We start from the raw sequence: 12,465 nt of genomic DNA, 5'->3' as shown, positions 1-12,465 counted from the left end.
CAATAAAACGTTTACGTACACGATTAAAAGTCAAATTTTTTTATTATGGAGCTGGAGTAAATTTAAAGCTTCTGATGACCAGCTCTACTTCCTTTCCATCGCTAGGAGGCATACCGCGGAAACACCAGAGATTCATTTTTACTGGCATTTTATCTGTTGGTATGACCGCTAAAGGAGGCAAAAAAGTATGTGTAAAGAACATATTTGTATCATCATTATAGAAGCCGTTCATACTTTTAACTACAACCGATTCATTAGTCCAGGTATAGCGGTGTGTACTTGCTGTACCACCAGATTGCTTCCACTCTGTAGTGATCCGCTGCTGCTTTCCCTTACTTCCGGCTGCTGGGTAAACGCTATAATTTACGTTAGGTTTAGCTGCTTCTCCCCAACGTGCAAATTCAATGTCCAGTTCGTTAAATCCATCAGGACCAGCATAATGAAAAAGCCCTGCTACCACATTTTTATCTAAAGTACTGGCTGGTCCCTGAATCTGCCATTGGTAAGTACCATGTCCAAAATTTTCCTTCGAGGTAATCCCTGCACACAACCATTTTAACGTCGCCTTATCATAAGAAAGTTTAAGGTGAAGTAATCCTGCTGCATCTACCCAGGCATTTCGTTCGCCCCAGGAATTAGGTCCGGGTCCCAAACCAGTTCCGGTTTTAATAATCCAGGTGTATCCAGCAAATTTTAAAGTTGTAGCTGCAGCGGGTATGGATGTCGATACAACAGCACTGTCTGGTACTTTCTCTTTGCTGAAAGCAGCCACATCTTGCTTACAAGTCCAGATCAATGGCAGTAAAAGTAAAAATTTCTTCATCTTGTTTGGTTAGTTTTGGTTAGTAAATGACAGATAGAAATCCAGTCGAGCAACAAATACAACTATCTAAATGCTAATATATTAAATAAACGGGTACGTACACGAATTTATTTAAAAAAATATACTTATGATCATTTAGAACTACCCGGTTCCGCTTGCGCAGACATAAACTGGATAGCCCCAAAATAGTCCGGACTATGAAAATCAGGTACTGAAGAGACAATCTTATTCCAGCACAAGAAATGAGGGTCTGGCAATCCATCTCCGCATTTATAAAAGTTGGCTTTAGCAATAAGGCCTTCAAAGCTTTGAATTTGATGGAAGACAAACACCTCTGCAGGTATACTCATCATCATCTCCCAGTTAAACACTGCTCCCTTGGTATTTGATTTTGTCCAGGTATGAATTTTTTGTACGACAGATTCCTGCAATAAGGTTCTTTTGTCCTTTTGGCTGCCATAAGCCATCTTCCCAATCCCCAGACAATTAAATTCAATATTATAATATTGATCAGACTGATCAAAAGCAACAAAGAATTCGACACAATTATCGAAGTGTACTTCCGTATTAATCGGTCTTTTTATCGAGCGGAAATAATCATTGTATACCCTGAATTTTAACAGAATCTCTTGCTTCCTGTAGGCAATGGTAAAGTCGGCTGTACAAATTGTAGCGATATCCGGCCAGGAATCATTGCTCAATTGATGTTTGGGAAAGGCAGCTAGTTTTTCTGAAAGCTGTTCAGGAGAGACATTGGAATCTTCATGGAGATAAAAGATGTTTAAGTTCATTTTGAAATTTTATGCAGAATAATAAAGGTGATTTAACATTAACTAACCCAGCGCTCGAGTTTGTACCCTTTGTAAGCATAAAATAGCAGGTAGACATAACATGGTAAAAGCACTAAATAGGCATTCTGTAAGCCATAAATATCGGCCAGGTGGCCATATAATAGTGGCATCACTGCATTTCCGGAAAGTCCCATGATCAGAATTGCAGCGCCGATTTTTATAAAACGCCCTAGTCGATCCATAGACAATGGCCAGATTCCAGCCCATATCATAGAGTTTGCAAAACCCAGCAATACAATGAACCATATAGATATATCGGCCTTATGGCCTAATATCGTCACGCTGCCATTGCTAAAAACGATGCATAAAGTAAATATGACCCCGAAAATGATACATGCACGCAGTGCGAAAATCTGAGAAAGGTATTTTGGAATCAGCGAGATGCCCAGGAGATAACCGACAATTGTTGCGGCAAGTGTGTAAGAAGGAAATACCTTTGCTTCTAAAAGAGAAATATCCATGGAATGGGCATATCCGATAATGGTATCCACCGCGATTACTTGTGACCCTACATGAACAAATATGGCAATTGCACCTAAAACGAGGTGTGGAAATTGAAAGATGTTGCGCTTCCCTTTATTCGTTGCTGCGGTCAGCTCATCTTCCTGCTCCGTATTAATCTCTGGCAGAGAAGAAAAACGAACCAGAAAACCTAGTAAAACCAGGATTCCACCTACGCATAAATAAGGAACAATCACTCTTCTGATTAATTCATCCAGAATCGGTGCCCTTTCAGCTGCTCCTAATGACTTGATTTGTTCAAATAATACCTGATCCGAAGATTGGAGTACCACCGCAGCAAAAAGCAAGGGAGCGAGAATCCCTGCAAACTTATTACAGATTCCCATCATACTGAACCTCATTGCTGCGCTGTTTTTTGGACCTAATATAGTGACATAAGGATTTGCTGCTGTTTGTAAAACAGCCAGCCCGGCTCCTAGCGTAAACAGACCGACTAAAAATAATAGGTAATTACGCAATAGTGCAGCTGGCACAAACATAAATGCACCAACAGCCATCACAAAAAAACCGATCATCATACCGTTCTTAAAGCCATATTTCTTGAGCAGTAAGGAAGCGGGAAAGGAGATGAATAAATAAGAAATATAAAAAGCAAAAGCTACAAAATAAGACTCGAGATTGTTGAGCTCACAGCAGATTTTGAAGTACGGGATCAGCATTGCATTTATCCAGGTCACGAAACCAAAGACAAAGAAAAGTACCGCGATGATATATAAAGATTTATGATAAGTCTTCTTGTCCATATAGTTTACCGTGCTTAACGTTAACGTACACGAATAAACAAAACATTATTGTGAATTCCAAATAAGCTGAAGAATGTTACTTTGTTTTTGATAGGAATAGGAATGATATGAAGGCTTTAATTCAGGTAAAAATCGCAGTTCTCGGTCGTGATAATATCTATTGGCATAAAATTGTTTTTTTCTCCAATTTTAGCATGTACCACAAATTGATATAATGCCATCAGCCCTTTATATCCCTGCTCCCTAGGTTTCTGACAGATCAGAAAATCAATATCACCTTCTTTAAGGAAAGTCAGGTTTTCTTTGGTATAATCAAATCCGATTAAAATTCTATGCTGATCTCCAGTCTTTGATAAATACTTAGCTACAGTGGAGACCCTCGAATTGGTGACGAAAACAGCTACGATGTTATGTTTTTTTAAGACATCTTCCAGTGATTTGCTGATATAGGTATAGTCTGTCTGTTTGATATCAATCTTTAGGATTGCATTTTTTAGCTTTTTATCCGCAAAATAATTTCTAAAACCTTGCTCTTTACGCAACAAGTGATGCTGGTTATCTATTTCCTGTGAGATGTTAACGATTAGGATCTCGTCATCTTTTTTAACAAGGTATTTCATCAGGTGGGCAGATAGGTAACCACTCTGATAAAGATCCGGACCGAAATAACTTAAGCTGTCGTGTCCCTGTATATCCGAGTTGATAAATACATATGGTATTTTTCTTGTTTCAAGCTTTTTCACGAAACGTTCCGACTCTTCAATAAAACTTGGTGCCAAAAGTACCCCCTGTACCATGGAAAGATCGATCAGCTTGATCTGCTCCAGGAAAGAGTTTTTATCATTCACATCGAATAAATATTTCTGTAAGGTAATTCCGTAGGGACTGATCTCCGCTCCTGCCTGGTCAATACCCAGCAGTGGGGCCTCCCAATAATTTGTTTCCTGTGAAATCTTTGGAATCAGCACAGCAAAAACAACCTGTTTTTTAGAAGCTAGCCTTCTTGCCAAAATGTTAGGCTGATAGTCGAGCTCTTTAATAATTGCGTTAACCTTATCCTTAGTATTTTGTGATACTCCCTTGCGGTCATGGATCACACGATCTACTGTCCCTATAGAAACATTTGCTCTTCTTGCGATTTCCTTTACCCCTGTTAATTCAATATCTTTTGCTGACATATACTTAAAAAATTATCTAAAGATAACAGATTATATTCTCAAAAGTTCAAATAGCTTGGTATTGGCAGCTAAAGAATAGTCAAGTCTGATTTTTGGTTGTAGAAAAAAACATTGGACAAAAAAAAAGCAGACTTTTCAGTCTGTTTCTCAAAACTTGGGGTCGCTTGTGGTACGGATTAATTCTCAGTTTATTGCTGATTTGAAGCGGTTGGGCAATTTGAAAAGAAAAATAGATGAACTTGGAAAAGGGCTAAAAACAGCTAATTCCCGTCCACATAAATGATATTAACATCAGCCAAAATTCATCACTACTTGAGAAGTTCATAATCTCTAGTAGTGATAAAAAACATGTCGTTCGTTTTTATGAAACCATATTGTAGATGCCTTGTATGAACAACGACGTCAGCTTGTCTGTTATTTTCATATGGTTTTGATCTGTCTAAAATTACCGCCTACGGTTGTGGTAGCTTGTTGAAAAAACTGGTTTCGAAGCATACACTTTCAGCTAAATACTGACTTTGCAAGTCAAAAACCACTTTTAAATTAAGCAGGAACCCTTGTTAGTGTTAAGCATATTATTTGTATTGTGCAACAAAATAATCTTCAACTACAGCATTGTATTTTTTTGCGTTATACCTAATGATGGGCTTGTTTTCTCCGTTAAACAAAACCATAGCAGTTCTTTTTTTAAATTTTGTAATATCTATTAGATATGTTTTGTCTTTGACATTAAATTTTAATTGTCGGGCATTTGTTCTTCCTACAAACCTTTTGTCTGTTGCTGGTCCATAATAGTTGTAAATTGAGTTAGCGGTTTTGGTATGGATTTTAATTTTATTTTTTGAGGCAGCAACTTTTTCATTTTCCACAAAAAATATTCCTTGAGAAGGTGTTGTTAGTGTTATTCCAAATTCTGTTTTTGTATCAGGACTTACCAATTTAACGTATCTCGAAGAGCAAGAATTTAAAAAGATGATGAATAAAAAATAGTATGCAACTAGTTTTTTGCTTTTTTGTGAGTTTTTCATTTATTTTTGATGATATACAGTTTGCCGAGATGGTTTGTAAATAATTGATATTCAAGTTTGGGGTTACTATAAAAAAGATAACGTGAATATTCTCCCTGGCTTTTTTTGGACAGACCTCCAACAACTTTCTCCTTAATTTTTGATTGGTTGATTTCCCATTCCATCCCCAATTTTAAAGCTTCCTTGATTTTCAAAGTGTCTTTGTTAACAATGACATTGGTATACAAGTAACCATCCCAATTTTCCGTGCCAGAATCACTGCGCTTCAACTTTATTTCTTGAAAATATTGGTATTGAATGTTTTCATTATCATATGGAACCAATTTATAATCTTCTGTTGAATAATATCTGAATAGATCATTATAAACCGTACCTCTACTTTTAATAGTCCGATTGGCTTTTGTATCATTATAAAACGCAATCCATTTATCGTTTTCCCTAAATATTGTTTTTATAAATTTCTTGGATGGCTGGTCAACTGTCCAACATTGTTTTGAAAATAGAAAAGTAGCCCTTTTCTCAAAGTTTGCAATAAAATCAGCTTGTTTGTTCGCATCGAAACTAAAATCTGCGTTCTGCGTTTCGATTTTTATTTTCGAAGTATCACCATCTAAAGGCCAGGTTCTGTAGTAGTTCTCATCTACATTGATCAGATAACCTTCAAACAAAATTTCGTTGGAATGAGTTGGCTTGTATTTAGCCATGAAATTGCCTAGACTATCAAATTTAGAATAGTCTTTTTGTTGTATAGCCTCAGTACCTGTTCTTTCATGTTTAACCTCAACTACTATTAAGTGATTTTTTGTGGTTAAATAGTGTTCCAAATCAATACTGCCATCAATTACAAGTTTCATTTCCTTGTTTTTAAACTGTAATACAGGCTGTTTTAGGTCTTGATATTCACTATATTGCTGAGGTAAATGACTATTGTTAAACAAGTTTCTGAAATAAATATCAACATCAGTATTGGCTATAACTACAATAGAAATATAAACAGCAATACCACCAAAAAGCCATGGTAGTTTTTGTATAGATTTGAAAAATATAAAAATGAAATAAAAAATAATGCTTCCTAAAAATAGACCAACTGCAACGGAAAAATGAAAAAGTTCAGCATACATTCCCTTTATTAAAACAGGTGCAATTATGGCATAAACTGAAGCTAGACTAAAGGCAATTAAAACTGATTTTCCAAAATGTTTTGAAATTTGGTTTTTTCTACTCATTTCTATTTCAGTCGTTCTATTAATTTTTCAATATTTCTTTTCCATTTGGGGTAAAGATCTTCATTGTCTGTCCAACATTCATTTAGTTCAGAATTGTGACTGATAACTTTTTCTGTGTCGTCGTCAAATATTCCGTATCCCAAGCTCCACTAATTTTTTATTTTAAGCTAATATTTATTTCTGTCGCTTGCAGTCGGCCAGTCAAACTTACCGCTAACCCTCCGCAGCGTAGCGATGTGGATTTTATATTTTGACCTTTATTTTTTTAAAATCTCCGTTTTTATCTTCCTCCCATTGGTTTTCTCCAATTAAATAATAGTTGCCGTCTTCTTTAGTTATCCTATTTTCAAAGTCTAGATTTTCTGATATAAATGCTCTAGTTTTTGCAATTTCATTCCACTTACTGCCTTTAAACGACCAGACTGAAATATTATGCCAGTAACCTTCATTGGTTCGAGAAAAAATGATTATTTCATTTGCTTTATCCTCATTTAAATCTCCCGTTTTAGAAATAAAAACCCCCAAACTTTGGTCAATACTTATTTTGGGAATATTTTCTGTAAATTCAATATTTATCAAACAATTATTTTCTCCGCATTCGATTTCATCGGTTTCTATATTCCGTTTCAAACTTACAAATGCAGTGTCATTTTCATTGTAATTGTTGATGTTACCAATAGAAAACTTTTCATTTACTGCTTCCATTTTTTTTGTTTCACAACCAAGGATCACTAAAGACGAAATTAAAAGTCTAAATTTCATATTGAATTTCATTTTTAGCCCATTGTGATCTAATGTGATTTTTTTCTGTTGAAGATTAATCGCTTGGGAACTATACATTCTGAACCGGCAATCGAAGTACGAAAAAGAGATTCATTCAGATTATTAATACCGCCTATTGCCGGTCAAACTCCATTATTACCAAATTGTAGCGGCTGACCGGCATTTTTTTACAAATAGATTTTGTTTTTCAATGGGCTTTTTTCACTATTCAGCAGATCGTCTGCAATCTGTATCATTCCATCGTTGTTTGAACCACCCCAAATTGCTCTTCCGAAAATATAACTGGTTGTGTATTCTTTCCAGGTTCTGCAATAGTTTCTTAGCCCTGTATGTGATCTCTGTAAGTATTCAATCAATTCTACTTCAGAAATATAGCCTGCTTCATAACAACAGCGTGATAAAAATGCACCTCTTCCATAATTCCAGGCAGTATCTCTTATATTCTTAATAGCTGAGAAATCCTGAAATACATTCTGTTCTACAAGCTCAGGTACAACATTGCTTAATTTTCGATATATTTCCACATAGTGTTTAAAAACGTCTTCTTCATCCGGTAGATTAGATTTTAATATAGCTACATAATTTTCCCTATCCTCGAAGGCATTATACACAATATCTAAATACTCGTCTTGATTTCTGTTTTGCAGATCTGAAAGAACTTCAATTGCATCATCTTTGTCAAAGATCTCCCAATAATCCTCTAGAATTGTTTTCAATGTGCCTTTATCAAGCCCCGTTTCATAAGAGTTAAGATAGGCAGCTTGTTGTTCTGCATACATTGAACTAATTAGTAGATGATCTAATTGCAGGCCAATTACTACATTTTTATCGTTTAGTCTTAGATTCTTAAAGGCGTTAATAAATTTCGAAAATATGCTCATACAATTATGCTACCTGGAGGTTTGGGAACTTGTCTTGCAATATTTTCACAAATTTTTCACCCACTATTTGATATTTAACTCTTGTCATTAACTGTTTGTTCATGTTTAAAATATCGGTTGGGTCTGGTACATAATTTAGTCTGTCATGAATTTCAAGTGACAAAAGAGTACCATCGATGTTAAATGTGATAATATGTGTTTTTGGTAAATACTCTTCCGAAGACTTTGAGTAAACACCTAACTGTGATTTTAATATACCTCCATACCGAAGCGTTGCTTCTTCCATTCTGAAATTGTCAAAAACCACATGTTCATCTAATTCGCCAACAGTATTGGTGCTAAAAAAATGTAAATCGCTGCCACTTAACACCCAAAAGCATTCGGTTTCTATTCGTCTAAGTTTTACACCAATTGCAGAGAGGGCTACGTTGTTTATGCCATCACTTATAACACCCTGAACTTTATTTGCTGTAGATTGAGGTACAGATGCAGAGGTATAGGCATCTATTGATTTTCCTTTCATCCATTGCTTTATTTGCGGGAAATTTTGTGCTAAAACCTCTTGTTTGTAAACATCATATTTATTTCTTTCAAAATCTAAGTCTATTTGTGATTTTGCTGATTGGTGTTTTTTGTTCATGTAGATCATAAAACACATACCGGCAATTACTAATACTGCAGGAATTAAGAATATTGGATTCATAAAAGATGCTTATTTTAAATATTAGTTGGTTCTACGTCTTTAGTTTTATTTTTTGAAGGAATACTTCCCCAAATTAGTAATGCTATTATAACTAAGAAAACAAGTTTTCCTCCTACTTTTTTCCAAAAAGACAAAGGATTTTCTGCAGTTTCCGCATCAAAATCATGTTTCTCTTTTAATATTTTAGCTGCTTGGGGATCAATTTCAAAATACATATTATTTGAAATGTCACTCAATACAAATCTTCCATTAGTGTTCCAAATAGACATCCCAAAAATGCCATATTCTTTATTAGCATAAGATAGGTTTACTTTTTGTCCGGCCAATTTTTGAATTTCAGAATCTGTAGGTAATTCCTGCACAGTTTCGATGGATTCGCAGGGAAGACAAATAGGGATTTTTGCTTTTGCAGATACTAAACTTAGGCTTGCAAACGTAATAAATGCAGTTAAAATAATTGTTTTCATCATATCTATTTTTTGTTTCAAATGGCATTGGGATTGCTGGAAATCTATAAGCGCAGCAGATCATTTTAAGTCAAAAAATTACTTAAAAAACAAATAAAAGAAATAAAATCTAAGGTGGATAAGTCGATAAAGAAGTGCCGGCTTTCAGTTAACAAGCGCTACACTTAAACCGGAATCCGTAAAGTGACAATTGTACCAGGAGCATCCACCTGGGAATTCATCGACAGGCTAGCCTCTCCTAAACCTTCAGTTTGTAAATACTGAATTCGTTCTGTTACAATTTGGGTGGCACGCGAAGTATGGGTCGGCTTTTCAGTGGTATCGAGACCAACTCCATTGTCGTTAATGATGATCTTTAAAATCTCATTATTAATGGCCATTGATACGTGTATATGACCTTTATAACTGATGTTTTTAAATCCATGTAAAATAGAATTCTCTATAAATGGCTGAAGTAACATTGCCGGAATCTCTATTTCATCAAACATATTGGCAACCTCATTGTCCAATTCAAATACATAGTCGAATTTGCCTGGTATCCTAATTTGCTGCAGCTTTAAATAGTTTTCCAGAAATTCGACTTCAGATTTCAAGTCAATATTTCGTTGTTTACCTGCCGTTAGTTTCTCTCGCATCAAAACGGAAAAATGATCCAGGTAAGTGAGTGTTTCCTGAGTTTTCTCTTGCCGAACCAAAGCACGAATACTCGCTAAGCAATTGAAAATAAAATGAGGGTCCATTTGGCTCCGCAACAACCTTTGTTCCAATTCAAGTTTGATATTGAGATCTGAAACCTGCTTATTTTCGGTAATGAGTTCTTTTCTCCTTCGGTCTAAAACCAGTAATAATATCATCGCAAATAGCAATCCCGAAAAAAGGATAATCACCGCCAACCAGAGCCTGTTCAACTCCAATTGTCCCGTTATCTTATCTATATTTTTGTTTAATGCACCAATTTGTTGGTCTTTTTGCACTGTTTTATAGAGCGAAGATATTTCGTTTGCTGCTTTTCGGTTTTCATTTTCTTCTCTCTCTTTCTTTTTTTGAACATACTCTTCAAATGACGATTGTGCCTTTTTATTATCGCCACGAACGATAGCAAACGCGATCTTATTTTCCAGATACATCAGGTAATCATCTGCATCAAATTGGCTTAACCGCTTGGTAACTTCACGCTCTGCCACACGTGCTTTTGACAATTGATGCTTGTTTACATAAATGCCCAATAGATTGTTGTAGGCCATAAAAGCATTGGAGGTATCTGCTTTATAGGCTTTTAATTGATAGTAAAGGGCAGAATCTAATTCTTTACCCTCGTAAAACATTTTTGCTTTTGATATATAATAATTGTAATCTATACGGGCAAGTTTGGTTTTCTTTTTTATTTCTGTAGCCTGATTTAAATATAATCAAACGGAGTCATTAGCCAGTCCTTTCTTATCTAAATACCCTAATGAAAGCAATAAATTCGCGGATATAGACAAGTCTTTTGCCAACATACTGGTATCTTTTTTCAAAAGAAAGAGTATTTTCCTGGCAAATCTATTAGATAAATCCAATCTGTTATTGAAACTGTTTAGTTGTGATGCCCATAATAAAATAAAACCGGAAGATTTTGGAAAACTGAGCTTCAAATTGCCTGCATCAATAAGATATGCGGCTTGTGTGTAGTAGTAAGTTGCTGCATAATATTGCGCTTTTTTTTGCTCAAGATAGCCCATCCAATAGAAATTGGTAGCTGCCTGGGCTCCATTTTTTTCCGACAAAGGCAATATATTTAAAGCTTTTTGGGCCACTTCAAACGAAGCAGAATCTTGTTTATTTTTAAGTAAGCAATAGCTGAGGTAAAAATAAGCCCGACTAAGTATAGAGCTATCCGTTTGATTTTCTTTTATTAATTGTTGTAGCTGTGGTATTGCTTTTTTAGGTTGTTTATTTAGTTTTATCTGCTCAAATAAGCTATCCAGTAACTGACCTTGATTTATTCGCGGAGAAGAAGGCCCCCCGCAGCTGGTAAATAGGGTAATGATTAGCCAAATAGAGATTAGGTAGGAGATCTTCAAGGGTTTATTATGCATTATTAATTGTCATTTTTTGCATCAATAAATCTTTCTTACGGGTAGATACAGGCACTTGTATACCACCTTGTAAAAAAACAAAGCCATCATGATGGTACGAAATAATTAAGTTTAGACAAATCAGAAAAGATTTATGAATTCTCAGAAACAAACCTTCCGGCAGCAAGGTTTCATATTCTTTGAGTGTTGTACTTGTTGTAATTTCTCTGCCATCAAGTAAAAAGAAGGTAGTATAGCCACCATCTCCCTTACAATATAGAATATCGGAATGGCGTACAAAATACGTTTCATTAAGGGTTTTCAATACCAACATTTTCGATTGCTTATCGAAGAGGATTTCCTTTTGTACCGCATGCAAGACATTAGGTCGCAAGCTGGCTTTATCGAGGGCATCATACAATTCCTTTTCCTTTACGGGCTTCAATAGATAATCCAATGTCCCCGCCTTGATGGCACGTAGCGCATAATGCTCATAGGCAGTTACAAAAATTACTGAAAAAGGTGTTAAAGGAAGGCGCTCCAATATCTCAAAACTCTGGCCATCAGAAAGTTCTATATCCATCAATATAATATCCGGATCCGCAGATGGGATGAGTAGCAATGCTTCTTTAACCGAGCCGCAGGCCCCTACGATACCATCATGAGTCCGCGCACTAACTAATTGTATCAGTTCTTCCCGTATTTCTGCTTCGTCTTCGACGATAAAAATTTTAGCCATTTCGTGCAAAAAAAATAAAAATAGGCATTTATATACAAAGCTAACCTGCTTTGTTGTTAATCACTTTAGTAACAGAGGAATGTGTTTTAGGTGAGCCATCACGACAGTAAAAATGACGGAGCCGTTTTTTATGTCCCCTATGGGAGCTTTTGTTAAATAGCGATATTGTACCCAGAGAAACCGACCTTTGATGGGGTGACGTATCGAACACCCTCAATGAATCTAGCAGCCGAACTCATCTAACAGAAAAACAAAGAGTTACAAGCAAAAAAAATGGGACGAAAGTCTCTTTTAAAGACTTCGTCCCATTTGGGGTGGAATATGGGGCTCGAACCCACGACCCTCGGTACCACAAACCGATGCTCTAACCAACTGAGCTAAAACCACCATGTTTTTTCAAGGCCACAAAAGTAGCATTAAAATTTGATTTCCCAATATTTCAATGAAATAAATGTATTTTTTTA

13 protein-coding genes and 1 tRNA gene are annotated in these 12,465 nt (G+C 35.7%); all 14 read right to left on the bottom strand.

Going from position 1 to position 12,465, the window contains the following annotated elements:
• Nucleotides 1-43 precede the first annotated feature (43 nt).
• The 14 genes from AQ505_RS06515 to AQ505_RS06450 all read right to left on the bottom strand — a co-directional run bounded on the left by AQ505_RS06515 (nt 44) and on the right by AQ505_RS06450 (nt 12,388).
• Nucleotides 44-823, bottom strand: coding sequence for a glycoside hydrolase family 16 protein (locus AQ505_RS06515; protein ID WP_062547435.1), 780 nt, complete (start codon nt 821-823; stop codon nt 44-46).
• 131 nt (nt 824-954) lie between these two features.
• Nucleotides 955-1,614 (bottom strand): carbohydrate-binding family 9-like protein, encoded by a 660-nt coding sequence (locus AQ505_RS06510; RefSeq protein WP_062547434.1) that lies wholly within the window; start codon nt 1,612-1,614, stop codon nt 955-957.
• Nucleotides 1,615-1,652: 38 nt separating this feature from the next.
• Nucleotides 1,653-2,939: a sugar MFS transporter gene (locus AQ505_RS06505; protein ID WP_062547433.1), complete on the bottom strand. Its 1,287-nt coding sequence runs from the start codon at nt 2,937-2,939 to the stop codon at nt 1,653-1,655.
• 116 nt (nt 2,940-3,055) lie between these two features.
• A complete protein-coding gene (locus AQ505_RS06500; protein ID WP_062547432.1) occupies nt 3,056-4,117 on the bottom strand; it encodes a LacI family DNA-binding transcriptional regulator in 1,062 nt (353 codons plus the stop codon).
• 575 nt (nt 4,118-4,692) lie between these two features.
• Nucleotides 4,693-5,145, bottom strand: a complete 453-nt coding sequence (locus AQ505_RS06495; protein WP_062547431.1) for a hypothetical protein — start codon at nt 5,143-5,145, stop codon at nt 4,693-4,695.
• The gene (locus AQ505_RS06490; protein ID WP_062547430.1) at nt 5,142-6,371 is read right to left on the bottom strand and encodes a hypothetical protein; all 1,230 of its coding nucleotides are present in this window, start codon (nt 6,369-6,371) and stop codon (nt 5,142-5,144) included. Before AQ505_RS06490 ends, AQ505_RS06495 begins: the two co-directional genes overlap by 4 nt.
• Before the next feature lie 243 nt (nt 6,372-6,614).
• Complete coding sequence (locus tag AQ505_RS06485; RefSeq protein ID WP_157262221.1) at nt 6,615-7,133, bottom strand: hypothetical protein; 519 nt, start codon at nt 7,131-7,133, stop codon at nt 6,615-6,617.
• A gap of 188 nt (nt 7,134-7,321) precedes the next feature.
• Nucleotides 7,322-7,933 (bottom strand): DUF1266 domain-containing protein, encoded by a 612-nt coding sequence (locus AQ505_RS06480; RefSeq protein WP_197286316.1) that lies wholly within the window; start codon nt 7,931-7,933, stop codon nt 7,322-7,324.
• Nucleotides 7,934-8,039: 106 nt separating this feature from the next.
• Nucleotides 8,040-8,738 carry a hypothetical protein gene (locus AQ505_RS06475; protein ID WP_062547427.1) on the bottom strand — a complete coding sequence of 233 codons (699 nt, stop codon included), beginning with the start codon at nt 8,736-8,738 and terminating at the stop codon, nt 8,040-8,042.
• A gap of 14 nt (nt 8,739-8,752) precedes the next feature.
• Nucleotides 8,753-9,208 carry a hypothetical protein gene (locus tag AQ505_RS06470; protein WP_157262219.1) on the bottom strand — a complete coding sequence of 152 codons (456 nt, stop codon included), beginning with the start codon at nt 9,206-9,208 and terminating at the stop codon, nt 8,753-8,755.
• Nucleotides 9,209-9,369: 161 nt separating this feature from the next.
• Nucleotides 9,370-10,530 (bottom strand): sensor histidine kinase, encoded by a 1,161-nt coding sequence (locus tag AQ505_RS06465; RefSeq protein ID WP_062547425.1) that lies wholly within the window; start codon nt 10,528-10,530, stop codon nt 9,370-9,372.
• Between the two features lie 84 nt (nt 10,531-10,614).
• Nucleotides 10,615-11,283: a hypothetical protein gene (locus tag AQ505_RS06460; protein WP_062547424.1), complete on the bottom strand. Its 669-nt coding sequence runs from the start codon at nt 11,281-11,283 to the stop codon at nt 10,615-10,617.
• Nucleotides 11,276-12,001 carry a LytR/AlgR family response regulator transcription factor gene (locus tag AQ505_RS06455; RefSeq protein ID WP_062547423.1) on the bottom strand — a complete coding sequence of 242 codons (726 nt, stop codon included), beginning with the start codon at nt 11,999-12,001 and terminating at the stop codon, nt 11,276-11,278. The genes AQ505_RS06460 and AQ505_RS06455 overlap by 8 nt, the downstream gene beginning before the upstream one ends.
• A gap of 310 nt (nt 12,002-12,311) precedes the next feature.
• Nucleotides 12,312-12,388 (bottom strand) — tRNA-His (locus AQ505_RS06450).
• Nucleotides 12,389-12,465 lie beyond the last annotated feature (77 nt).

Origin of the sequence: Pedobacter sp. PACM 27299, assembly GCF_001412655.1 — a bacterium.
Lineage (GTDB): Bacteria > Bacteroidota > Bacteroidia > Sphingobacteriales > Sphingobacteriaceae > Pedobacter.
The sequence above is the reverse complement of the archived record's forward strand: the minus strand, read 5'-3'. Positions and strand labels throughout refer to the sequence as shown.

Coding starts and splice junctions, on each gene's coding strand:
- AQ505_RS06490 (WP_062547430.1), bottom strand. CDS start 6,371: ATGAGTAGAAAAAACCAAATTTCAAAACATTTTGGAAAATCAGTTTTA.
- AQ505_RS06495 (WP_062547431.1), bottom strand. CDS start 5,145: ATGAAAAACTCACAAAAAAGCAAAAAACTAGTTGCATACTATTTTTTA.
- AQ505_RS06505 (WP_062547433.1), bottom strand. CDS start 2,939: ATGGACAAGAAGACTTATCATAAATCTTTATATATCATCGCGGTACTT.
- AQ505_RS06470 (WP_157262219.1), bottom strand. CDS start 9,208: ATGATGAAAACAATTATTTTAACTGCATTTATTACGTTTGCAAGCCTA.
- AQ505_RS06475 (WP_062547427.1), bottom strand. CDS start 8,738: ATGAATCCAATATTCTTAATTCCTGCAGTATTAGTAATTGCCGGTATG.
- AQ505_RS06465 (WP_062547425.1), bottom strand. CDS start 10,530: ATGTTTTACGAGGGTAAAGAATTAGATTCTGCCCTTTACTATCAATTA.
- AQ505_RS06480 (WP_197286316.1), bottom strand. CDS start 7,933: ATGTATGCAGAACAACAAGCTGCCTATCTTAACTCTTATGAAACGGGG.
- AQ505_RS06515 (WP_062547435.1), bottom strand. CDS start 823: ATGAAGAAATTTTTACTTTTACTGCCATTGATCTGGACTTGTAAGCAA.
- AQ505_RS06485 (WP_157262221.1), bottom strand. CDS start 7,133: ATGAAATTTAGACTTTTAATTTCGTCTTTAGTGATCCTTGGTTGTGAA.
- AQ505_RS06455 (WP_062547423.1), bottom strand. CDS start 12,001: ATGGCTAAAATTTTTATCGTCGAAGACGAAGCAGAAATACGGGAAGAA.
- AQ505_RS06510 (WP_062547434.1), bottom strand. CDS start 1,614: ATGAACTTAAACATCTTTTATCTCCATGAAGATTCCAATGTCTCTCCT.
- AQ505_RS06460 (WP_062547424.1), bottom strand. CDS start 11,283: ATGCATAATAAACCCTTGAAGATCTCCTACCTAATCTCTATTTGGCTA.
- AQ505_RS06500 (WP_062547432.1), bottom strand. CDS start 4,117: ATGTCAGCAAAAGATATTGAATTAACAGGGGTAAAGGAAATCGCAAGA.